Origin of the sequence: Streptomyces microflavus, from assembly GCF_014650075.1 — a bacterium.
GTDB lineage: Bacteria > Actinomycetota > Actinomycetes > Streptomycetales > Streptomycetaceae > Streptomyces > Streptomyces microflavus.
This window is the reverse complement of the sequence record NZ_BMUG01000004.1, coordinates 397,396-419,442: the sequence shown is the minus strand read 5'-3', so window position 1 is coordinate 419,442 and position 22,047 is coordinate 397,396. Positions and strand designations below refer to the sequence as shown.

The window sequence follows — 22,047 nt, the reverse complement described above, 5'->3', positions numbered from 1 at the left end:
TTTCCCTCTCAGCCCAGCAGGACGTCGTCGTCGCCCAGACGCTTCAGTTCGCGATAGAGGATCGCGAGTCCGGTGACGATGGCGGCCGCGGAGACGGCCGCGTCGACGAGACGCAGCACGTCGTTGTCGTTGCGGGCGAGCTTCGCCTGCTTGGCGACGCTGATCGCGCCGAACGCGGTACTGCCGAGCGCGACGTACAGCCCGGTCTTGGACTTCTTGAAGTTACTGGCCTTCTTTGCCATGGCACTCACAGCGACGGAGCCTCCTCAAGCAGCGGGTGCCCCCACTTTTCCACGAACGCGGCTTCGACGGCCGCTCCGACCTTGTAGAGCCGGTCGTCCTTCATGGCGGGGGCGATGATCTGCAGGCCGACCGGCAGACCGTCCTCGGGTGCCAGGCCGCAGGGGAGCGACATGGCGGAGTTGCCGGCCAGGTTGGTCGGGATCGTGCACAGGTCCGCGAGGTACATCGCCATCGGGTCGTCGGCGCGCTCGCCGATCGGGAAGGCGGTGGTCGGCGTCGTCGGGGAGACGATCACGTCGACCTGCTCGAAGGCCTTCTCGAAGTCCCGGGTGATGAGGGTGCGGACCTTCTGGGCCGAGCCGTAGTACGCGTCGTAGTAGCCGGAGCTGAGCGCGTACGTCCCCAGGATGATGCGGCGCTTGACCTCGTCTCCGAAGCCAGCCTCGCGGGTCAGCGCGGTGACCTCCTCGGCCGACTTCGTGCCGTCGTCGCCGACCCGCAGGCCGTAGCGCATGGCGTCGAAGCGGGCCAGGTTGGAGGAGCACTCCGAGGGCGCGATCAGGTAGTACGCGGAGAGCGCCAGGTCGAAGGACGGGCAGTCCAGCTCCACGACGTCCGCGCCCAGCGACTTCAGCAGCTCGACCGACTCGTCGAAGCGCTGGAGGACGCCCGCCTGGTAGCCCTCGCCGCGGAACTGCTTGACGACGCCTACGCGCATGCCCTGTACGGAGCCGTTGCGCGCGGCCTCGACGACCGGCGGGACCGGGGCGTCGATGGAGGTCGAGTCCATCGGGTCGTGCCCGGCGATGGCCTCGTGGAGCAGCGCCGCGTCCAGGACCGTACGGGCGCAGGGCCCGCCCTGGTCCAGGGAGGACGAGAAGGCGACCATGCCGTAGCGGGAGACGCCGCCGTAGGTGGGCTTGACGCCGACCGTGCCGGTGACGGCGGCGGGCTGGCGGATCGAGCCGCCGGTGTCCGTGCCGATGGCGAGCGGGGCCTCGTAGGAGGCGAGGGCGGCGGAGGAGCCGCCGCCGGAACCGCCGGGGATGCGGGTGAGGTCCCACGGGTTGCCGGTGGGGCCGTAGGCGCTGTTCTCGGTGGAGGACCCCATGGCGAACTCGTCCATGTTGGTCTTGCCGAGGATGACGACGTCGGCGGCCCTCAGGCGCTGGGTGACCGTCGCGTCGTACGGCGGGACCCAGCCTTCGAGGATCTTGGAACCGACGGTGGTCGGCATGTCCTTGGTGGTGAAGATGTCCTTCAGCGCGAGCGGGACACCGGCCAGCGGGCCGAGCTTCTCGCCGGCCTCACGCTTGGCGTCCACGGCACGGGCCTGGGCGAGCGCGCCCTCGCGGTCGATGTGCAGGAAGGCGTGGACCTTCTCGTCGACCGCGTCGATCCGGGCCAGGTGGGCCTCGGTGACCTCGACGGCCGTGAGCTCGCCGGAGGCGATCTTCGCGGCGATCTCGGCCGCGGTGAGCTTGATGATGGTGCTGATGTCCGTCATGGCGGTTAGTCCTCCCCCAGGATCTGCGGCACCTTGAAACGCTGCTGCTCCTGGGCCGGGGCGCCGGAGAGCGCCTGCGCGGGGGTGAGCGACGGACGGACCTCGTCCGCGCGCATGACGTTGGTCAGCGGCAGCGGGTGGGAGGTCGGCGGTACGTCTTGGTCGGCGACCTCGGAGACGCGGGCGACCGCGCCGATGATGTCGTCGAGCTGACCGGCGAAGTGATCGAGCTCTTCGCCCTTCAGCTCCAGACGCGCCAGCCGGGCGAGGTGGGCGACCTCCTCGCGCGTGATGCCAGGCATGCAGCGATCCTCAGGGGTTGGTGTGTGGTTTTGGCCCCAATCCTATGGGGTCCCCCGCGAGCGGGTACCCCACCCCGATCGGCCCACCCCTTTCGGACGTTTTCGGTACGGGCCCGGGGCCCTGGCTCAGGCCGTCGCCGGGCCCGAGACCGTACGTCCCTGGGTCGGGTGCTGCTCACCGTCCGGCTTCCCGTTCGCCGCGGCGGCGGCCGCCTGCGCCTCCAGCTCCGCGGGGCGCCGCCAGCCGTGCTCGCCGCGCGCCCGCAGCCAGGCCGTCGTCTCCTGGGGCGGCATCGCGGCGGCCACCAGCCAGCCCTGCACCGCGTCGCACCGCAGGTCCCTCAGCCGCTCCCAGGTCTCGTCGTCCTCCACCCCTTCGGCGACGACGACCAGGCCGAGCGAGTGGGCCAGGTCGATCGTGCAGCGGACGATCTCCGCGTCCTCGTGGTCGACGGCGAGCCGGGCCACGAAGGAGCGGTCGATCTTCAGCTCGCTCACCGGCAGCCTGCGCAGGTGTACGAGGGAGGAGTAGCCGGTGCCGAAGTCGTCGAGGGACATCTTCACGCCGTGCGCCGTCAGCCCGGCCAGGGTGTCGGCGGCGCGCTGCGGGTCCTCCAGCAGGACGTGCTCGGTGATCTCCAGCTGGAGCGCCGAGGCCGGGACGCCGTGGCGGGCGAGCCGGGCGGCGACCCCGCCCGCGAAGCCCGGGGTGTGCACATCGCGCGGGGACACGTTGACCGCGACCGGGACGAAGAGGCCCTGCGCCCGCCACCGGGCCACCTGGGCCAGCGCCGTCTCCAGCACGTACTCCGTGAGGTGCGGCATCAGGCCGGACGACTCCGCGATGGCGATGAACTCGTCCGGGGGGACCCGGCCGCGCTCCGGATGCACCCAGCGCACCAGGGCCTCCAGACCGGCGACCTGCCCGTCGAAGCGGACCTTGGGCTGGTAGTGCAGCTCGACGTCGCCCGCGTCCAGCGCCCGGCGCAGATCGCCCAGGAGCCCGAGCCTGTCGGGGGTGTTGCTGTCCCGCTTCGACTCGTACACCTCCACGCCCGTACGGTCCCGCTTGGCCTGGTACATCGCGACGTCGGCGCGGCGCAGCAGCCCTTCGGCGTCCAGCGCGTGGTCGGGGTAGACGGCGACCCCGGCGCTGGCCTCCAGCACGAGGACCAGGCCGTCCAGGTCGAGCGGCGAGGACAGCTCGGCGACCAGATGGCGGGCCACCCGCTGGGCGCTGGTGGTCGAGTCGGCCTGCGGCAGGAGTACGGCGAACTCGTCGCCGCCGAGCCGGGCCGCCTCGGCACCGCACGGCAGGGCGAGGCGGAGGCGTTCCGCTATCTGGAGCAGCAGCCGGTCCCCGGCGAGGTGGCCGAGGGTGTCGTTGACCGCGCGGAAGCGGTCCAGGTCGATCAGGACCAGCGCCGACCTGGTGCCCACGCTCTCGGCGTCCTCCAGCGCCGTCCAGGCCCGCTCCAGCAGCCACTGCCGATTGGGCAGACCGGTCAGCGGGTCGCGCAGCTGCTCCTCGGCGCGGGCCCGGGCGATCCAGAGCGTGGAGTCCAGGGCGATCAGCGGGACCGCGAAGAGCGGCAGCACGACGGGCATGGACATCGCGACGACGCAGATCAGCGGGGCGAGCCCGAGCAGGGCGACGGCGACGAGCCCCTGGCGCAGCAGGGCGGTGCGGGCGATGGTCGGCAGCCCGCCGTTCTGGGGCGCTCCCGCGTACCACAGCAGGACCCGGGTGACGAGCAGGTACGTCGACGCCGTCAGGAGCAGTTCCGGTACGGCCGCGATGCCCCAGTCGAGTGGCAGCCAGGGCCTCTCCACGGTCGGCACCTCGCCGAGCGCGGCCAGCACGAGCGCCGCCGCGGCGATGCCGAGGATGTCGACCGCACCGTGCAGGAGCCCCTGCCACCAGCGGTGTCTGCGGGCGCTCCCGACGAGCACCACGACGACCAGGCTGACCAGCCCCGCGGGCAGCCAGCCGAAGAGCAGCAGCACGGCGAGGGTGAGGGCGGCCCCGGATCCGGTGCCGCCCCACCAGCGGTCGCGGCCGAGCGCGACCAGGTGGCCGACGATGATCCCGGTGAGCACGGCGAGCGACCAGCCCACGGCACCGTCCGGGAAGAGCGCGTGGCCGCTGCGCACCGTCAGGTAGAAGCCGGCCGCCAGCAGTAACGCGGCGGTCCCTATGACGCCGGCACCCACGGGGGACGTGAGGCCGACGAAACCTTGCAGCCGCGACACCGGGGCGGCGCTCTCGGTCGGTTTCATTCCGTCCCTCTCACAGCCGGCAGTGCCGAAGTCCCTCGGTGGCCCCCGCCCTCTTGCTCCCACGGCCCCGGGAAGGCAGCCGTGCACGGCAGGCGCTACCCCTCAACAGTAGGCCGCGAAGGGCTTCCAGGGGCAGCGCTCCACAGCTCTTGCCGAAGGCGAACCGACTACCCGTCACCATCTGCTATGCGCCGAACGGGTGATACCCATGGGCCGTTCGGGCTCCGGCCGACCCTTCTTTGCCCCTCTGCCCCGTTTCTTCCCCACCTGGCGCGCGCCACGCCGGGGCCGCGTCTCGAAGTCGTCTCGATAAGGCGAACAGTGCATGTCCGGGAGTGGCGGGCGGGTCGCGGGGGACGGGCGGGCCCACTCCCGGGCTGCTCCACGGCTACTCCCGGGCCACTCCGGAGCTGCTTCCGGGCTATTCCGGGGCCACTTCCGGCTCGGGTGCCGCCGGCTCCGGCACCGGCAGGGCCGCCTCCCGGGCGGCGTCGGGGCCCTGTTCGAGGAGGACGGCGAACCCGGCCTCGTCCAGCACGGGGACCTTCAGCTGCATGGCCTTGTCGTACTTGGAGCCGGGGTTGTCGCCGACGACCACGAACGCGGTCTTCTTCGACACCGATCCGGTGACCTTCGCCCCGAGGCTCTGGAGCGCCTCCTTCGCACCGTCCCTGGTGTAGGCGGTGAGGGTGCCGGTGACGACGACGGTGAGCCCTTCGAGGGGGCGGGGGCCCTGCTCCTCGTCGGCTCCTTCGTCGGCCATCCGGACCCCGGCCTCGCGCCACTTGCGCAGGATCTCGCGGTGCCAGTCCTCGGCGAACCACTGCTTGACGGAGGCCGCGATGATGGGGCCGACGCCGTCCGCATCGGCCAGCTCCTGCTCGGTGGCCTCGTCGATGCGGTCGATGGAGCGGAACTGACGGGCCAGCTCCTGGGCGGCGACCGGACCGACGTGCCGGATGGAGAGCCCGGTGAGGATCCGGGCCAGCGGCGCCTCCTTCGCGGCGGCGATGCCCTCCAGCATGGCCACCGCGTTCTTCTTCGGCTCGCCCTGCTGGTTGGCGAAGACCGTCGCGATCTTCTCCTCGCCGGTCTTCGGGTCACGCTTGGGCAGACCGCTGTCCTGGTCCAGGACGTACGCCCGGATCGGCAGCAGCTGCTCGATGGTGAGGTCGAACAGGTCGCCCTCGTCCCGCAGGACGGGCTCGGCGGGCTCCAGGGGCCGGGTGAGGGCGGCGGCGGCCACATAGCCGAAGTGGTCGATGTCCAGGCTCTTGCGCCCGGCGAGGTAGAAGACCCGCTCGCGCAACTGGGCGGGGCAGCTACGGGCGTTGGGGCAGCGGAGGTCGATGTCGGCCTCCTTCATCGGGCGCAGCTCCGTACCGCACTCGGGGCAGTGGGCCGGCATCTCGAACGCCTTCTCGGTGCCGTCGCGCAGGTCGACGACGGGGCCGAGGATCTCCGGGATGACGTCGCCCGCCTTGCGGATGACCACGGTGTCACCGATGAGGACGCCCTTGGCCTTGACCACGTTCTGGTTGTGGAGGGTGGCGAACTCGACCTCGGAACCGGCCACTTCGACCGGCTCGACCTGGGCGTACGGCGTGACGCGGCCGGTGCGGCCGACACCGACGCGGATGTTGACCAGCTTGGTGTTGACCTCTTCGGGGGCGTACTTCCAGGCGATGGCCCAGCGCGGGGCGCGCGAGGTGGAGCCCAGCCGTCCCTGGAGCGGGATCTCGTCGAGCTTGACGACGACCCCGTCGATCTCGTGCTCCACGGAGTGCCGGTGCTCACCGAAGTACGCGATGAACTCCCGTACGCCTGCGAGGGAGTCGACGACCTTGTTGTGCTGGGCGGTGGGCAGACCCCAGGAGTGGAGGAGCTCGTAGGCCTGGGAGAGGCGGTCGATGGTGAGGCCCTCGTGGGCGCCGATGCCGTGCACCACCATGTGGAGCGGGCGGGTGGCGGTGACCTTCGGGTCCTTCTGGCGCAGCGAACCGGCCGCGGCGTTGCGCGGGTTGGCGAACGGCTTGTCGTCGGCGGCCACCAGCCGGGCGTTCAGCTCCTCGAAGGCCTCCATGGGGAAGAAGACCTCGCCCCGGATCTCGACCAGCGCGGGGATGTCGTCGCCCTTCAGGCGGTGCGGGATCTCCGCGATCGTCCGGACGTTGGGGGTGATGTCCTCGCCGGTGCGGCCGTCGCCCCGGGTCGCCGCGCGGGTCAGCCGCCCGTGCTCGTAGGTGAGGTTGACGGCGAGGCCGTCCACCTTGAGCTCGCAGAGGAAGTGGTGGTCGGGCGTGCCGACGTCCTTGGCGACGCGCTCGGCCCAGGCCGCCAGCTCCTCGTCGTCGAAGGCGTTGTCCAGGGAGAGCATGCGCTCGCGGTGCTCGACGGAGGTGAACTCCGTGCGGTAGGGCCCCGCGACCTTCTGGGTCGGGGAGTCCGGGGTGCGCAACGCCGGGTGCTTCTCCTCCAGTGCCTCCAGCGCACGCATCTGCCGGTCGAAGTCGGCGTCGCTGACGACCGGCTGGTCCTTCACGTAATACCGGAAGCGGTGCTCCTCGACCTTCTCGGCCAGCAGCGCGTGCTCCTCCCGCACGTCCGCCGGAACCGAGCTCTCCTGCTCCACCCGCTGTTCGCCGGCCATCGTCCCGTCCTCCCGTTTGCCCGTCGTCCCCGTCACTCAGGGTTGTCTGCGAGCGACCTCGCCGCCCGGGCGCTGTGGGCGAGCGCGGTGCGGGCGTATGCGGGCGACGCGCCCGCGAGACCGCACGACGGGGTGATCGCGACGGACTCGGCGAGAGTCCCCGGATTCAGCCCCAGCCTGCTCCACAGCGTCCTGACCCCCATGACGCTACCGCCCGGGTCTGACAATGCCCCCGAGGAGGCGTCGGTGGAGGGCACCACGCCGAGGAACAACTGGGTGCCGCCTTCGACCGCTTCCCCGATCGTCTCCTCCTCACGCTCCGTGAGGAGGGAGAAGTCGAAGGAGATTCCGTCCACCCCGGCCCGGCGCAGCAGCGCGAAGGGCACTTCGGGGGCGCAGGAGTGGACGATCGTCGTCCCGTCCTCGCCCGCGACGGCCAGGACGTCGCGCAGGGCCGACTCGACGACCTGGCGGTCGACGGCCCGGTAGGTGCGGTAGCCGCTGGCGGAGCGGACCCGGCCCAGCAGGACGGCGGTCAGGGAGGGCTCGTCCAACTGGAGGACCACCTCGGCCCCGGGCATCCGGCGCCGCACCTCGGCGAGGTGGGAGCGGAGCCCCTCGGCCAGCGATCCGGCCAGGTCGCGGCAGGCCCCGGGGTCGCCCAGCATGGCCTCGCCGCCGCGCAGTTCCAGTCCGGCGGCCAGCGTCCACGGGCCGACGGCCTGGACCTTGAGCAGGCCCTCGTACCCCTGGGTGAACTCCTCCAGGGCGTCCAGGTCCTCCCCCAGCCAGGAGCGGGCGCGGCGGGTGTCGCGGCCGGGCCGGTCGCTGATCCGCCAGCCGCTCGGCTCGACGTGTCCGTACATCTCGACGAGCATGCCGATGGTCCGGCCGGTCATGTCCGCGCCCGGTCCGCGGGCGGGCAGTTCCGCCAGGTACGGCATGCCCTGGCCGTCGGCGAAGGAGCCGGTGACGGTCTTCGCCGCCTCCCTCGCGTCTCCCCCGGGCATCGACCCGATCCCGGTCGCCGGGCACCCGCTCAACTTGCTCTTCTCGCTCACGCCGGAAGCCTACGGTCCCCCGCGTGCGCTCGGCGTACGCGGGGCGCCGGGGTCAGCGGCCGGGAACGGCTTCCGGGGTCAGCGGCCGGGGCGGACGGTGAGGTCGTTCACCTCGGCGTCGCGCGGCAGGTCGATCGCCATCAGGATCGTGGTGGCCACCGACTCGGGGTCGATCCAGCGGGCGGCGTCGTACTCCTTGCCCTCCTGCTGGTGCACCTTGGCCTGCATGGGGCTGGCGGTGCGCCCGGGGTAGACGGAGGTGACGCGCACCCCGTTGCCGTGCTCCTCGTGGCGCAGCGAGTCGGCGAGCGCCTTGAGGCCGTGCTTGCTCGCGGCGTACGCGCTCCACCCGGCGTGGGCGGCGAGCCCGGCGCCGGAGTTCACGAACAGGACGTGGCCCTGGGCGGCACGGAGCTGCGGGATGAGGAGGCGGGTGATCTCGGCGGGGGCGATCAGGTTGGCGTTGAGCTGGAAGTGCCAGGCCTTGGGGGTGAGCTCCCCCACCGCGCCGAGCTCGACGACGCCCGCGATGTGCAGCAGGGTGTCGACACGCTCGGGCATGGGCTGCTGGCCGAACGCCCAGGAGAGCCGGTCGGGGTTGGAGAGGTCGCCGACGAGGGTCCGCGCGCCCGGGTAGCGGTCGGCGAACTCCTTGGCGCGGCCGGCGTCGCGGGCGAGCAGGACGAGGTCGTCGCCGCGCTCCAGGAGACGGCGGGCGACAGCGGCCCCGATGCCGGAACCGGCGCCGGTGATGAGGTGGGTAGGCATGGGGCGATCCTAGGGGGGCCGTGATCACTGCGGCCCGGCGGACTCCTGCGGACACGCGTGATCACTGGAGCCCGGCGGACTCCTCCAGATACGCCAGTGCGCCGACGCCGTCCTTGGCGAAGAAGACCAGGTCGGTCAGGGGCACCGGGAGGAACCCCTCGTCCTCCATCCGCTGGAACTGCTCGCGCAGCCCGTCGTAGAAGCCCGCCGTGTTGAGCAGGACGACCGGCTTGGTGTGCTTGCCGTGCTTCTTCAGCTCCAGGATCTCGGTGGCCTCGTCCAGCGTCCCGGTCCCGCCCACCATGATCACGATCGCGTCCGACTTCTCCAGGAGGAGGGCCTTCCGCTCGGCGAGGTCACGGGCGATCACCATCTCGTCCGCGTTCGTACGGGCTTTCGCGGCGAGGAAGTCGACCGAGACCCCCACGAGCCGCCCGCCCGCCGCCTGCACGCCGTCCGCGACGACCTTCATCAGGCCACTCTCCGAACCGCCCCAGACCAGGGTGTGCCCGCCTCTGCCGAGCAGTTCGGCGAACTCCCGGGCGGGCACGGTGTAGCGGTCGTCGAGGTCGGCGGCGGAGAGGAAGACGCAGATGTTCATGGAGCCACCGTACGACCCGCCTCGGACACTCCCCCGTTCCGGTGAGGATTCCGGTCAACGGGGGCGGGCGGGGAAGATTCCCGGCCCGTACGCCGCTGAGAGAGGCATGACTTCCACCCGAGGACACCACATCACCGTCGAGCCGGGCACCGTGCACGTCAGGGCGGTCCACGCGGGCCAGGTGCTGGCCGAGAGCCGCCGCCCCCTCGTCCTGCGCGAGACGGGCTGTCCGGACCGCTACTACCTGCCGCCCGAGGACGTCCGCACCGAGCTGCTCACCCCGTCGGACACCAGCACCCACTGCCCGTTCAAGGGGGACGCCTCCTACTGGTCGCTCCCCGGCGCCGCCGATCTCGTCTGGGCCTACCCGGACCCGAAGCCCGAAGTCGCCGCCGTCAAGGACCACTTCTGCTTCTACGAGACGGAGACCGTGACCGGCTGACCTGCGGCCGGCGAGCTTCCCGGAAGTTTCTGCCGTCCGTGCGATGAGTTTCGCGGCCCGCCCCGGTCTCTCCTCCCATGGACAGGATTCTCTCCGCCGACGGCACACCGATCGCCTACCGCCGCCAGGGCGAGGGGCCACCGCTGGTGCTGGTCGGCGGGGCGCTGAGCACCGCGGCGACCGACGCGCCCCTGGCGGCGCTGCTCGCACCGCGCTTCACCGTGGTCACCTACGACCGCCGGGGCCGCGGCGCCGACCGTGACGCCGGGCGCGGGGACGCGGGGGCCGACCAGGTGCGCCGGGAGATCGAGGACCTGAACGCCGTCGTGGCCGCGGCGGGGCCCGGCGCATGCGTCTTCGGGATGTCCTCCGGCGGGGCGCTGGCCCTGGAGGCGGCCGCCGCCGGGCTCCCCGTCGACCTGCTCGCCGTCTACGAGCCGCCCTACACCCCCGGCGCCTCCGGCCTCCTCTTCAAGGCCCGCTGCACGGCCCGGCTGCACCGGCTGCTGGCGGACGGGGACCGGGCCGGGGCGGTGGAGCTCTTCCTGACCGCGACGGGCGTCGACGCGGCGACGGTGGCCCGGATGCGGCGCGCGCCCCTGTGGCCGGGCCTGGAGGCGCTGGCGCACACCCTGGCGTACGACGACGCACTGCTGGGCAACGGGGCGGTCCCGGCCGGGCGGTTCGCCTCGGTCACCGCCCGCACGCTGGTGGTCTGCGGCGGCTTCAGCTCGGCCCGCGCCCGGGCGTCCACCCGCACCCTGGCCGAGGCCCTGCCCCGCGCCCGGCACCGCACACTGACGGGCCAGATGCGCGAGGTGGCGCCGCAGGTGATCGCCCCGGTGCTGGCGGACTTCTTCGCCCGGGACGTGTACGTACGCCAGGCGTCGTGAGCCGAGGACCCGCCGGCTACGTGTGCCAGGCGTCGTGAGCGGCGGTGCCCGTCGGGGCTCAGGTGCCCGAGGCTGTGCACCGGTCGGCCGCGACCTCGGTCCCGCCATCGTGGACTGGAACGCTCAGGTGTCGGCGTGGCCTCAGGTCGGGCGCCGGTGCTGCCGAGAAACCGCAGAAGGCCCTCCCTCAGCTTGCGGCGCCGAAGCCGCCCTCCTCGGGCACTCAACGCGGACGAACTGCCCCACGCCACAGGTGCGGCTCCTCATCCGCGAACCAGCGCTCCAGCGCGTCCGCGCCCGGCAGCGCCAGCCGCATCTGCCTGCGGAACGCGGCACCGTGTCCGGCGACTCGCAGGTGACACAGTTCGTGGACGAGGACAAGATCGACCAAGGCAGGAGGCAACTGCATCAGTGCCCAGTGGACCGAGATGGATCCGTCCCGTTCCAGGGCGCCCCAGCGGCGGCCGAGATCACGGGCCACGACCGGTCGGGGTGCCACTCCTATGCGCGACGCGAGGGAAGGCAGCCGCGCCGACAGCCAGCGATCGCCGCACGCCATGTACCACTCGGTGATCCGAAGTGCTTCGTCTCCCGTCGTCTCCGCCCTGGCCGACTCCAGCCAGCCCCGGTACAGCCGCACCCGCCGTTCCTCCCTCGAAGGCGAGGGGCCCGGAGGAATGACCTTCAGCCGGTGGCGCCTTCCCAGGTAGCTGAAGCTGGTGCCGCCGATCAGGTCCTTGACCGGCTCAGCGGGACGCTCCTGTCTGCGCCGCACCTCCCGTGCGAGCCGCGGCAGCCTCGACCGTACGGCGTCGGCGACGGCAGCCGGATCGGCGTCCGTCGGCACGGCGAACAGCACACCGCCGTCGGGCGTCACCTCGATGCCCAGAGTGCGCCGCCGTGGCCGCACGACGACATCCCACAGCCACTCCGCGGGGACAGGTAGGGCCGCGATCGCCTGCTGGACGGATGTGCTCACCGGACATTCCTACCACCCGGGTCTGTCACCGCTGCCGGGACCTACGAAGCGTCCGGGCGATACCCGAGGAAGTCCTCCCGCCGTTCGACCGCCAGCTCCAGCAGAAGGTTGGCGAGCGGACCGGTGTGGTCCCAGTCCATGTCGAGACGCAGCTCCAGCTTGAAACGCAGCACCTTGCGGACCCTGTCCTGCGTGTCGGCCAGCGTGACGAACTGTGCCGGCCGCACCAGCACAGCGATGTCCGCCGCCAGTCCCTGGGCTGCCTGGTAGAAGTCGGCTCCCGCCGGTATTCCGGCCGCCCCTGATTCGTCGAGTTGCTGACGCAAAAGTCGGTAGATGGGCTGCTCGGTCCGGGGGGCCAGTCCGCCCGCCTCGTCGGGTTCCTCGGCCGGCGCGTTCACGTCCTGGATCAGATCGGTCAGGTCGGCGGCAGCCTGCTCGAAGTCCTGCGCCATGCGTCGGGTGATCTCGTCGAGCCGCTCGCTGAACTTGGTATAGCGACCGCGGTCGGAGGCGATGTGCGCGGTGATGTGCAGATCGAGCGAACTGGTCATGTACGCCGTCCTGGCGCGCGGGTCGCGGTTGGCGTTGACCCGTTCCATGAAGTTGGCGTCGGTGAGTTCCACCGGCGGGACTCGCTGCTCGATCCTGGTTACCCGGAGGTGCTGGGAGATCAGCTGACGTACCTTCGCGCCGTAACGGCGTGGACTGAACTGGTCCCGCCCATCCAAGTAACGGCGCCTGACCAGTATTTGCGTCTCCCCGAGCTGCCGTGCGGCCCCCTCGTATCTCAGCGCTTCCGGGCGTGGCAGTACGGCGTTGACGGCCGTGAGGAAGTCTCGGACGAGTTCGTCGAACTCGCCCCGCAGCGACGGGTCCACGAGCCTCGCGAGCAGGTCCTCACGCCTGGTCTCGTCGGCGAGCAGGGCAGCGTCCATACCGAGGAACGCGCGGATCTTCTTGTCCAGATCGGACAACAGAACGTTGGCGGCGACGTCCGACTGGAGCAGCAGCCCTTCACGAGCGGGCTCAGCTCTGCGGGAGTCGTCGGATCCCACGCCGGACTCTTCGTTCGGGCCATCGCCCAAGGTCCGGTCAAGGTGATCCACCGAAACGTCGTCGTAGCCGAACACCTGGCGCAAGTGTTCCTGGTCGTAGGCGGCGAGGGAACGTGCCAGTTCGGGACCGATGCCGATGAAGTCGACGACCTGCCCCCATTTCTTCGCTCGCCAGGGGCGGTTGGTGCGCGCCACGGCTTGGAGGAGACCCGCTCCCTTCATGGCACGGTCGAGGTAGAGGACCTGCTCGACGGGGGCGTCGAAGCCGGTGAGAAGCATGGACTGGACGATGAGGAAGGCCATGGGCGCCTGCTCGCTCTCGGCGTCCTCCGTCGGCTCCCCCTCGCGTTGCCCGTCCTCCTCCCCCTGGGTCGTCTCGTGCCAGACCTCGCCGTCCGCTGCGGCGGTCCCCCACCCCGGCGAGACCGTGCCGTGCGGGTCGACAACCCAGGACGGATCATCGGCAGCGGTCAGCGGATCCCCGATGCCGTCTCTGAACCGCGCGATGTGCGCGTCCTGGTGGGGCTTCGTGGTCCAGCACCTCCATTCCTCAGGATCCTTGGGCTTTCCTGGCTGGGACTTGGAGATCACCACTGCCGCGTCGAGGGAGGCGAGGATGTGCCGGTGCGGCAGCAGGTTGAGCAGCTCACGCTCTTCGTCCGTGGCATGCAGCGCGGCGAGCGGATCGTGTGCGAGGTCGAGGTCCAGCGCGTCCAGACGTTCCAGCAGCCGGTTCCGCGCCGCGAGCAGGGCCGTTCGGTAGCGGACGGCCGCGAGCCTGGAGACCGCGACCACTTGTGCGCCGAACCGGTCCGGGAGAGCCGACGTAGCCCAGTGGTCGAGGATGTGACCGGCCTTCGCCGCGATCACGGAAGGCGCCTCCAGAATTTCCTTCCGCCGCGCGAACTTGTTCAACACCCGGATTCTCTGCTGCGGATCACCAGGAATCTTCTCGTCGAACTTGGCGTCCAGCGCCGCCTTCTCGATCACTTCGAGCGGCACCGCGTACGCCTCGTAGCGCACAGGTACCACGGACCCGTCCCGCTCGGCGTCACGGAGGGTGTAAGTGTCCGCGAACGCGCCGAAGATCTTCTCGGTCGTCTTCCGGCGCTTGTCGATGATCGGGGTACCGGTGAAGCCGACCAGTACAGCGTTCGGCAGCATGGCGCGCAGCCTGGCGTGCTGCCAGTGGGCGTTCCCTCGGTGGGCCTCGTCGATCAGGACGACGACTGTGTGATGCGGGTTGGCGACCAGGTTGTGGATCCGGGCTTCGTTGCCCTTTTCGTCAGGCTCGTCCTCGTCAGTGTCCTCGGTCTCCTCACCGAGGGACTCGGCACTGCCGTCGTCCGCCATGTCGTCCTTGCGCGCCTTCTGGAGCGTGATCAGCACCAGATCGGGCACATCGACGGCCAGGTACTTGCGGGCGCTCTTCACACTCGACGCGCGGTGTACCTTCTCGTCACTGGCGCCGAGGCTCCGCCGGATCTGCTTCTCAAGGTCGATCCGGTCGGTGACGACCACCACCTTGTGGCCAGCGAGGTCCGGGTTGCTGCGCAGATGCCGTACGAGAAATGCCATGGTCAGGCTCTTGCCGGAGCCCTGGGTGTGCCAGACGACCCCGCCTCGCTGAGATACGTCGCGCTCGGCCGCAACCGCCTCGCTCCTGTCCCGAAGCCGTGTCGACAGGGTCAGCACGGCCCGGAACTGCTGGTAGCGGCCGATAATCTTCCCCGCACGGTTGCCGTGTCCGGCCCAGGTGGTGAAGTCGCGAACGAGGGTGAACAGGTGGGCGGGGTACAGAAGACCCGCCACGAGTACGTCCTGGGCGGTCAGCGGCGTGCTCTCGCTCTTGCCGACATCGGCGCGCACGTTGGCTTCCGAACGGGGCCGGACCGTTCGCCAGGGCGCGAAGTGCTCCGGCCCGGCGGTCACGGTACCCAGCTCGGCGTGATCACGATCCGTGCCGATGAGCACCTGCGCGTACCGTACGAACTCGGCGACGGGAGCCGCCGAACCGGCACCCGCGTAGCCGATGACCTGATCAACGGCGGCATCCAGCGCGGCCCTGCTGTCCGTTTCGGTCAGCAGGGGGGCCTTGCACTCGATCACCACCCAGGGCAGACCGTTGACGAACAGGACGAGGTCGGGAGTGACGGGCTTGGCACCCTTGCGTTCCACCCGGAACTGAGAAACGGCGAGAAGATCGTTTCCCCTCGCGCTGCCTTCGCTCTCGCCCTTGCCTACGGGACCGAACTCGCCGTCCCAGTCGACCAGGCGGATGTGTTCGGGATTCTCGGGGGTCCAGCCGGGGACCGTACGGGCGTTGATGCCGTTCCGGAGCATGTCGGTCGCTTCGCGGTTCCCGGCCGCGCCCCGTCCGGGGAGCCCCTGGCCGGGCGCGGTTCCCTTGATACGCGCGAGAAGGTGGTCCAACTGCCCCGGGGAGAGCCAAGTCCGGCCGCCGTCGGCGCGAGGGGCGGGGTTGAGCCGAGCCACGGCGTCGCGGAACCGGTCCTCGTACACGACCTGTGTGAATGAGGTGCGCCCGGAAGCGCTTGCCAGGGTCGCGGGCTCGCCGGGCGGCCCTCCCCGCACATGCTTCCACCCCATCGCGACCAGCTGGTCGATCAGGGGCTCCTCGGTCTTGTCGTACTCCGGCTGCCCCATCGCTGGTCTCCCCGTCCGCCCGTCACCGTACGTCCCGCGCACTCCCCGAAAGGATGTGCGCGAAACTCTACCCGCGGGTGAGCGGGGGACGAGAATGCGGGCCAGATCGCTTGCTCACACGCTGACCAGCGCAGGAGGGGTGACACGGCTGCCGAGGCTGGCGGACTTTCCGCCGAAGCCGACCTCGGCTCGTATTCGCGTTGGGGGTCACGAGCGCCAATTGATATCGCGGCCCGGCGAATCAGGAGCCGATCCAGCGCAGGCTTGCCCTGACATCGCCGCCCCGCCCGAAGTACCGGAGGGCCTTCTCGGCCGACGGCAAACTCATACGAACGCCTCCCCTGTACGGAAGCACCTCGGCCCGATCTTCGAACGCCAGGCCCCAAGCCGCCACCCACCCGTCTTCCCGGTCACCCACTTCCTGTACGACGGCGAAGAGCCGTGGCATGGACTCGGCCACCACCTCCGCCAGCAAGGCTACGTACTCGTCATGCCCCAGTGGGGTCAGCGACTCTGGCTCTGAACGGACTTCCGTCGTCGCCGACACCTCAGTCATAGACCTCTCCTCACCCCGTTGCCACATTTTTGTTAAGTCTAAATTTTTACTCAACAGAGCGCTATGACTCGTTCGAGTGACGTCCGGCTGGCCTCAGTCAGGCGAGTTCCGGCGTGATCACGCACCGGGGAGACGCAGGCGCTACCGTCATTCCCGATTCATGAGCAGAGCGCAGGAGGCAGAGCAGTGACCGATACGTCCAGCCCCACCGTCTGGCGGCGCTGGCTCGCCCTCGAACTCACTCGGCTACGCCGGGAAGCTGGCCTTGAGCAGAAGGATGTCGCCAAGGCGCTGCGATGCACGGTCGCCAAGGTCTCGTACTACGAGACCGCCGACCGGCCTGTCGTCGTCAAAGATCTCGATGAAGTGCTGCTCCCCCTCTATAGCGTCCCGGAGGACCGCTGGCCGGCCTACGTTCGTGCAGCCAAGGACGCACGGAAGAAGGGCTGGTGGGAGACGCACGGCGGGCCACCCATTCCAAGTTGGTTCTCGCTCTTCGTCGGGTTGGAGCAGGGCGCTTCACAGATCCGCACGTACGAGAGCGAAGCAGTCCCCGGCCTTCTCCAGACCCGGGCCTACACCGACGCCATCACCCGCCGCGGCACAGCCGAACGCGCAGAAGACGAGGTCGAGCGTCAGATCAAGCTGCGTCTGACTCGGCAGGACGCCCTCAACCGCGCCTCCAGCCCGCTTCGTCTGTGGGCAGTGCTCAATGAAGCAGTACTCCGCCGGGTCGTCGGCAGCCCAGCTGTCATGAGGGACCAGCTCCTACACGTGGCTGAGATGACGAGCCATCCGAAGATCACCGTCCAAGTCATCCCCTTCTCTCACGGCGCACACCCGGGCATGGCCGCAGGACCGTTCCAGATCCTTGGCTTCCCGTGGCCCACAGATCCTGGCGTGGCCTACGTTGAACACCGCGCGGGAGCCTTCTACCTCGAAGCCCCCCCACGAGATCGAGGCGCATACGGTGGCCTTCGAGCACCTGGTTGCACTCGCCTTGAGCCCGGACGAGTCAGTGAAGATGGTGCGCGACATCGCAGAGGAGTATGCATGACCACCCCTGAGTCCGTTTCCAACCAAGCCCAACTCGAATCCGCCCCTTGGCGCAAGTCCAGTTTCAGCGGAGACCAGGGAGCCTGCGTAGAGGCCGCCCCACTGCTAGACGGCCGCATAGCGGTACGCAACAGCAACCACCCCGGAGCGGGAACCGTCTTCTTCACTCGCACCGAGATGGACGCCTGGATCAAGGGGGTCAAGGCAGGCGAGTTCGACGACCTTGGATCTCAGAGGTAGTCAAGGCTCCTTCGCCTACGGTGCGCTGCGGTCTTTACTCCCAGTAGCCCACGGTGCTGATGTCACCATTGGGACAGGCACAGGTGGACTCGCCTATCGGTTTCGACTGCACCGACCCGCCTACACAGTTGGCCAACTTCCCTACGTAACTGGAACCCTGCGGAACAAGCGGCGTTGAATGCAGGTGAGGCGAGAGACGTCATACGTGACATCGCCAGAGCTCTGCGAGAGGAACGATTCATGCCTGACTTGAAGTGGTTGAAGTCGCCCCACTCCGAGGCATCGGCGAACAACTGTGTGAAGGTGGTCGTAAGAGAGCGAGGCATTGCGGCTCTGCGCGACAGCACACGGCCGCCCCTAGTCATCCCTGTGCGCGGCAGTACGTTCCATGCGCTCGCGCAGGGAGTGAAGACGGGCATGTTCGATCCGATACCACGACAGGCGCAGCGGACCCACTCACGCTACTCCCCTCCGAGCATTCCTTCAAGCACACCGCCAAAGGCTGTCCCGTAACTCAGCCTCGGGCCAACCGGGGCCCAACCGGAGAGCAAGATTATCCCGTTGCAGGCCGACTTGCCACTCCAGCGAGATCGCGATCAATCGATGCATACCGGGCCCCGTCGGACGGCACCAGAAATTACGGGACTGTCTTTAGATAGCGATGGCATTCCACGTAGTCTGCTTGAAAGTCGTGACGCTTCGGGGAATAAGCCAACAACTGCGTGGAAGCGTCTGTGCGGGAGCTGAGCATCGCGGCCCTACGCAACACTCAAAGACCAGATCGAGTGGCCTTGTCAAGCCAGGGAGCATTTGCGCACTCATCGAAACTCAGAACGCAACGCATGCACCGGAAGCCCGATAAACCGACAGGAAGTGCGCTTCCGGCACGCTACGCGCTTAGACGCACACGCCCACTCAGCAGGTCCTCAACCATGCCCTGACGCACTGTTCGCAGCTTCGCGATCTGGTCACGCATGCTGCTGGCACGCCGCCTACTAGCCGCCGTAGCAGCAACAATCCGACGCTGAGTCCCCACAGAAACGTCCGGCACGAGCAGTTGCCTAACTGCGGTCTGCGCGATGTTTTTCATGCTGCCACTCGTTCCGGTTGCGGCAGCCATGATCTGCCTGCGGACATCGAAACTCAGCAGAGCCAGCTCAACGAACCCAACTTCGGCTCGCGCTGATTTCGGAACGAGCCGAAGCGTCTTGTCGCTAAGCATGAGCCTGGGCGCAGGATGACGTGCGACACAGGCCAGGCCGACCAGCTGTTCGGTATTAGCTCGCGTCATAAGTAGATCGCCCGGCCGTACCTCATATTGAGGGTTGATTAGGTCAGGGGTGCGTACCACCTTATTCTCTATCCCTTTGAACCACCCTGCCTGCACTGCGCTTACTTTGAGTACTCCCCACTCCGAATCTCCGGCTGGCACATCCTCGACCAGCGGGCTCTTCCCGGCCTCGATTCGATCTAGCCAGTCACCCAGCGGAACTCTATTTCTCGTCTCCAAAATTACCTGAGTTACAACAGATCTATCGGCCTCACCGAGTTTACGAAGCACTCCTTGAAGTCCCGCAATGCGCCGTTCAAAGGCAGCATGGGCAGCGACGATTCGGTGCTGTTCCGACATCGATGGAATCCCGATTTCCAACTCCTGAAGGCGCGCCGTATCCAACCGCCCCGTACCGTGACTGGTCTCCTCGACCATGCGAAGAATCTCCGGAGTACGCACCTTGATCGCGTAAGCAAGGAAGTACGGGTCGATCCCGTCACCTGGAATCACCGCCTTACAGTCCTGCCCGAAGGCAAGTTCACGCTCTGCGACACCAATACGGAACTCGGACTTCAGGCTCATCCCACGCACAACGAAGAGTGTGGTGCCCTTGCCGACCAGACGCGAGCCGTTCTTGGCTCCGAGCTGCGTAACCCGCCGATCGGAATCCTTGATGTGGAATTCCTTCATGCTGGCACCGCTGATCCACGGAATATCACCGTCCCAGTACGCCTCGTTCGACGTCGCCGGTGTGCCGCCGGACAGCCACTTCCCTGCCTGAGCGAGAGACAGCCGCCGCCACCCAGCCGGCCAGGAACTAAATGCTCCCTGCCCACTGACCTCACCGCGCATACCCAAGCTCCTTAAGCCACCCCGCCAGCTCCCCCGCCGCCCCGTCGCTCTCCGCCTCAAGCTCCTCCAGCGACACCGCATACTTCTCGGCCCATCTCCGGAACGCCGCCACCAGCTCACGGCGGCCCGAGGCAACCGACGCGCCCAGGCGCCGGCTCAAGTCGCCGTCCAGGACCTCAAGGATCACCCGCTCCGCGTCGCCCGACGTCACCACGGCGACCTCGGCTGCCGCTCGCAGGTCCTTCAGGAAACGGTCGTCCAGCGCCTTCCGCTTCTTCTTCGCCGCCGCCAACTCCCGCTTCCGCGCAGCCAGTACCTTTTCCAGGCGGGCGATCTCCTCCTGAGAGACCGGGGCCGTAGCCTCCGTATCACCGTCGGACGGCTCGTCGGCATCGGTATCGGCGTCGTCCTCCGCGTCAGCCACCGGCGCCGGCTTCGCTTCCGCCACTGCTTCCAGCGCCGCCCGGTACGCCGCGTCCGCCTCCGTCACCGCCGTATCGGCCGAGGACACCGCGTCGAGGAACTCAGGGATCAGGGCCCGTACCACCGGGTGGTCCATCGCTCGGCGGCGGTCAGCTCCGGACACCGTCGGCTTCTTCGCCGGGATGTCGCCCTCCTCCGTCGGCGGCAGCGCCGGGTCGACGATCGCCTCGACCGAGTCGACCCAGCCCGCCAGCACCCGTTCGAAACCACCGGCCGCGAGTGCCTTGAGGTCGTACCTGTTCGCCGTCCACCAGTCGGCCATGATGCCGGCCGTCGTGTACTCGTCCAGGACGCCGACGTCTCCCACCGACTTGGTGAATCCGGTCACCAATCGGCCTCGGAGGTCCATCAGCTTCCGGTCCGCCGCGAGCTGGGCGAAGCCCGGGGCGTGCTCCGCCCACCAGGTGCCGTACGCCTCCCACAGCTTCTTCTCGCGGTCCGCCGCCAGACCCGGGATACGTTGGGCTGTCGCCTCCGGGCCCTCGTCCAGGAAGTCGTAGTACTCCGGATCATCGTCGCGCTGGGCGAAGAGGGCCGTCGCATCGACCCTGTATGCCGTGAAGAGCTGTTCTTTGCTCGCGACCTCGCTCACCGGAACTCCGCCGTAGAGGTGCGCCCGTACATCCTGGGGCTCGGCGGGGGGTGAATTGTCCACCCAGCGGCGGATGTTGAGGTTCGCCTCCGCTGCCAGCAGGTCCTTGACCTCCACAGCGCGCGAGTAGCCGGGGAGCTGTCGCCATGCCTGGAAGACGGTGACGATCTTCTCCACGTGCTCGGGTCCGAGCTCGTTCTGGTTTCGTCCCGCTGTGAAGTCGCGGTCCGCGTTGATGAACAGGACCTTCTTCTCGCGCTCCCCGCGCTTGCGGCGCGGGGGTCGCAGGACCAGAACGCACGCCGGGATGCCGGTGCCGTAGAAGAGGTTCGGGCCGAGGCCGATCACCGCCTCGATGCAGTCGTCCTTCAGCAGCCCTTCCCGGATGTCCCGTTCCTTGCCGCCCCGGAACAACACGCCGTGCGGCATGACAATCGCCGCCGTGCCCCGCTGCTCCAGCACCGAGACCATGTGCTGGACGAACATCAGGTCGGCCTTCTTACCGCCTTCAGGCGCCCAGCCCCACTTCATCCGGGTGCCGTACAGCTCATCGGCCTTGGCGACGAGATCCGCGTCGTAATTGAGCGAGAAGGGCGGGTTCGAAAGGACCTTGGTGAAGGTGCGCAGCCGACCGTCCGGCGTCAGGTGCAGCGGCTCGGTCAAGGTGTCACCGTGTTCCAGCTCGAACTCACGGATGCCGTGAAGCACCATGTTCATGCTGGCCATGGACCAGGAAGGGCCGTTCTTGTCCTGCCCGTTGACCCCCAACTCGTTGGGATCGCCCCCGTGTTCCTCCACATGCTCCCGTGCCGCGATGAGCATGCCGCCGGAGCCCGCGCACGGGTCGTAGACGGTTTCCGTAGGTTTCGGATCGATCAGCCGGACCAGCATCCGGACCACCGAACGCGGAGTGTAGAACTCACCGCCGCGCTGCCCCGCGGAATCGGCGAACCGACCGAGCAGATACTCGTACGCCGCCCCCAGCATGTCGGGGAACTCGAAATCCTCGTTCCGCAGCTGGTAGAGGCTGAAGTGACGGATGAGGGAGCGCAGTTCGGAGTTGGTAAAGCGAGGCTTCGTCCCGATGACCTCGTTGAAGGTGATGTGGGAGGTGACGCCGGCCAGCCTCCGGTTGCCTTCGGTCAGGGCGATCAGCGCCTGGTCGAGTCCCTGGCCCACCTTGTCGGTGAGGTACCGGATACCCGGCACGGTCGTGATCTCACCGTCCGGCGTGACCGGGTCGATCACGTGCGGGCCCTTCCACCAGCGGGCCTGCGGCGGAACGTAGAAGACATGGGTGTAGCGCTCGGGGTTGTCGGCCCGCTTTCGCGCCTTCACCGGGTCGCCCGTCGATTCCAGCGCCGCCGCGTACTCACGCTTCCACTCGGGCTCGAACTCGTCCGAGGCCCGCTTGAGGAACAGCATGCCGAAGATGTAGTCGCGGTACTCAGAGGCGTCCATCCGTCCGCGCAGGATGTCCGCGGCCGAGAAGAGGTGCCTTTCGAGCTCGGGCAGGGTGATTCTGGCCACGCGCCATTCCTTCG

General features: G+C 68.9%; 17 protein-coding genes. 4 read left to right on the top strand and 13 right to left on the bottom strand.

Features of this window, described 5'->3' with window-relative positions; translation table 11 throughout:
- Nucleotides 1-8 precede the first annotated feature (8 nt).
- The 8 genes from IE264_RS14120 to IE264_RS14085 form a co-directional block, all read right to left on the bottom strand.
- On the bottom strand, nt 9-242 hold the full coding sequence (locus tag IE264_RS14120) for a hypothetical protein (RefSeq protein WP_018509752.1): 234 nt from the start codon (nt 240-242) through the stop codon (nt 9-11).
- A 5-nt stretch (nt 243-247) separates the two neighbouring features.
- Nucleotides 248-1,750 carry an Asp-tRNA(Asn)/Glu-tRNA(Gln) amidotransferase subunit GatA gene (gatA, locus tag IE264_RS14115; protein ID WP_032757525.1) on the bottom strand — a complete coding sequence of 501 codons (1,503 nt, stop codon included), beginning with the start codon at nt 1,748-1,750 and terminating at the stop codon, nt 248-250.
- Nucleotides 1,751-1,755: 5 nt separating this feature from the next.
- Nucleotides 1,756-2,052 (bottom strand): Asp-tRNA(Asn)/Glu-tRNA(Gln) amidotransferase subunit GatC, encoded by a 297-nt coding sequence (gene gatC, locus IE264_RS14110; protein ID WP_003966094.1) that lies wholly within the window; start codon nt 2,050-2,052, stop codon nt 1,756-1,758.
- 126 nt (nt 2,053-2,178) lie between these two features.
- Entirely contained in the window at nt 2,179-4,332 is a 2,154-nt protein-coding gene (locus tag IE264_RS14105; RefSeq protein WP_015611557.1) for a putative bifunctional diguanylate cyclase/phosphodiesterase, read from the bottom strand.
- Between the two features lie 421 nt (nt 4,333-4,753).
- Nucleotides 4,754-6,982, bottom strand: a complete 2,229-nt coding sequence (ligA, locus tag IE264_RS14100; RefSeq protein WP_032757526.1) for an NAD-dependent DNA ligase LigA — start codon at nt 6,980-6,982, stop codon at nt 4,754-4,756.
- A gap of 32 nt (nt 6,983-7,014) precedes the next feature.
- Nucleotides 7,015-8,043 (bottom strand): methionine synthase, encoded by a 1,029-nt coding sequence (locus IE264_RS14095; protein WP_032757528.1) that lies wholly within the window; start codon nt 8,041-8,043, stop codon nt 7,015-7,017.
- A gap of 78 nt (nt 8,044-8,121) precedes the next feature.
- Complete coding sequence (locus IE264_RS14090) at nt 8,122-8,811, bottom strand: SDR family oxidoreductase (RefSeq protein ID WP_032757530.1); 690 nt, start codon at nt 8,809-8,811, stop codon at nt 8,122-8,124.
- Nucleotides 8,812-8,872: 61 nt separating this feature from the next.
- Nucleotides 8,873-9,412 carry an LOG family protein gene (locus tag IE264_RS14085; protein ID WP_032757532.1) on the bottom strand — a complete coding sequence of 180 codons (540 nt, stop codon included), beginning with the start codon at nt 9,410-9,412 and terminating at the stop codon, nt 8,873-8,875.
- A gap of 106 nt (nt 9,413-9,518) precedes the next feature.
- Between IE264_RS14085 and IE264_RS14080 the strand changes: the two genes are divergently transcribed.
- Complete coding sequence (locus tag IE264_RS14080; protein ID WP_015611552.1) at nt 9,519-9,854, top strand: DUF427 domain-containing protein; 336 nt, start codon at nt 9,519-9,521, stop codon at nt 9,852-9,854.
- 77 nt (nt 9,855-9,931) lie between these two features.
- Nucleotides 9,932-10,747 carry an alpha/beta fold hydrolase gene (locus tag IE264_RS14075; protein ID WP_032757533.1) on the top strand — a complete coding sequence of 272 codons (816 nt, stop codon included), beginning with the start codon at nt 9,932-9,934 and terminating at the stop codon, nt 10,745-10,747.
- Between the two features lie 223 nt (nt 10,748-10,970).
- On the opposite strand, the gene IE264_RS14070 is transcribed toward IE264_RS14075, so the two are convergent.
- The 3 genes from IE264_RS14070 to IE264_RS14060 form a co-directional block, all read right to left on the bottom strand.
- On the bottom strand, nt 10,971-11,726 hold the full coding sequence (locus tag IE264_RS14070; protein ID WP_032757534.1) for a M48 family metallopeptidase: 756 nt from the start codon (nt 11,724-11,726) through the stop codon (nt 10,971-10,973).
- 41 nt (nt 11,727-11,767) lie between these two features.
- Entirely contained in the window at nt 11,768-15,451 is a 3,684-nt protein-coding gene (locus IE264_RS14065) for a type I restriction endonuclease subunit R (protein WP_032757536.1), read from the bottom strand.
- 241 nt (nt 15,452-15,692) lie between these two features.
- Nucleotides 15,693-16,007, bottom strand: a complete 315-nt coding sequence (locus tag IE264_RS14060) for a hypothetical protein (protein ID WP_063605755.1) — start codon at nt 16,005-16,007, stop codon at nt 15,693-15,695.
- Between the two features lie 186 nt (nt 16,008-16,193).
- On the opposite strand from IE264_RS14060, the gene IE264_RS14055 reads away from it, so the two are divergent.
- Both IE264_RS14055 and IE264_RS38655 read left to right on the top strand, forming a co-directional pair.
- A complete protein-coding gene (locus IE264_RS14055; protein ID WP_229887522.1) occupies nt 16,194-17,303 on the top strand; it encodes a Scr1 family TA system antitoxin-like transcriptional regulator in 1,110 nt (369 codons plus the stop codon).
- A gap of 240 nt (nt 17,304-17,543) precedes the next feature.
- Nucleotides 17,544-17,816, top strand: a complete 273-nt coding sequence (locus IE264_RS38655; protein ID WP_078657474.1) for a DUF397 domain-containing protein — start codon at nt 17,544-17,546, stop codon at nt 17,814-17,816.
- Between the two features lie 376 nt (nt 17,817-18,192).
- Here IE264_RS38655 and IE264_RS14040 read toward each other — a convergent pair whose 3' ends face one another.
- Together IE264_RS14040 and IE264_RS14035 are read right to left on the bottom strand one after the other, a co-directional pair.
- Nucleotides 18,193-19,428 carry a restriction endonuclease subunit S gene (locus IE264_RS14040; protein ID WP_158706530.1) on the bottom strand — a complete coding sequence of 412 codons (1,236 nt, stop codon included), beginning with the start codon at nt 19,426-19,428 and terminating at the stop codon, nt 18,193-18,195.
- Entirely contained in the window at nt 19,418-22,033 is a 2,616-nt protein-coding gene (locus IE264_RS14035) for a type I restriction-modification system subunit M (RefSeq protein ID WP_032757540.1), read from the bottom strand. The genes IE264_RS14040 and IE264_RS14035 overlap by 11 nt, the downstream gene beginning before the upstream one ends.
- Nucleotides 22,034-22,047 lie beyond the last annotated feature (14 nt).

Excerpts from the sequence above, each read along its gene's own strand:
- IE264_RS14090 (WP_032757530.1), bottom strand. The coding sequence starts at position 8,811 with ATGCCTACCCACCTCATCACCGGCGCCGGTTCCGGCATCGGGGCCGCT.
- IE264_RS14105 (WP_015611557.1), bottom strand. The coding sequence starts at position 4,332 with ATGAAACCGACCGAGAGCGCCGCCCCGGTGTCGCGGCTGCAAGGTTTC.
- IE264_RS14080 (WP_015611552.1), top strand. The coding sequence starts at position 9,519 with ATGACTTCCACCCGAGGACACCACATCACCGTCGAGCCGGGCACCGTG.
- gatA (WP_032757525.1), bottom strand. The coding sequence starts at position 1,750 with ATGACGGACATCAGCACCATCATCAAGCTCACCGCGGCCGAGATCGCC.
- IE264_RS14040 (WP_158706530.1), bottom strand. The coding sequence starts at position 19,428 with ATGCGCGGTGAGGTCAGTGGGCAGGGAGCATTTAGTTCCTGGCCGGCT.
- IE264_RS14120 (WP_018509752.1), bottom strand. The coding sequence starts at position 242 with ATGGCAAAGAAGGCCAGTAACTTCAAGAAGTCCAAGACCGGGCTGTAC.
- IE264_RS14060 (WP_063605755.1), bottom strand. The coding sequence starts at position 16,007 with ATGACTGAGGTGTCGGCGACGACGGAAGTCCGTTCAGAGCCAGAGTCG.
- ligA (WP_032757526.1), bottom strand. The coding sequence starts at position 6,982 with ATGGCCGGCGAACAGCGGGTGGAGCAGGAGAGCTCGGTTCCGGCGGAC.
- IE264_RS14075 (WP_032757533.1), top strand. The coding sequence starts at position 9,932 with ATGGACAGGATTCTCTCCGCCGACGGCACACCGATCGCCTACCGCCGC.
- IE264_RS14085 (WP_032757532.1), bottom strand. The coding sequence starts at position 9,412 with ATGAACATCTGCGTCTTCCTCTCCGCCGCCGACCTCGACGACCGCTAC.
- IE264_RS14065 (WP_032757536.1), bottom strand. The coding sequence starts at position 15,451 with ATGGGGCAGCCGGAGTACGACAAGACCGAGGAGCCCCTGATCGACCAG.
- IE264_RS38655 (WP_078657474.1), top strand. The coding sequence starts at position 17,544 with ATGCCTGACTTGAAGTGGTTGAAGTCGCCCCACTCCGAGGCATCGGCG.
- gatC (WP_003966094.1), bottom strand. The coding sequence starts at position 2,052 with ATGCCTGGCATCACGCGCGAGGAGGTCGCCCACCTCGCCCGGCTGGCG.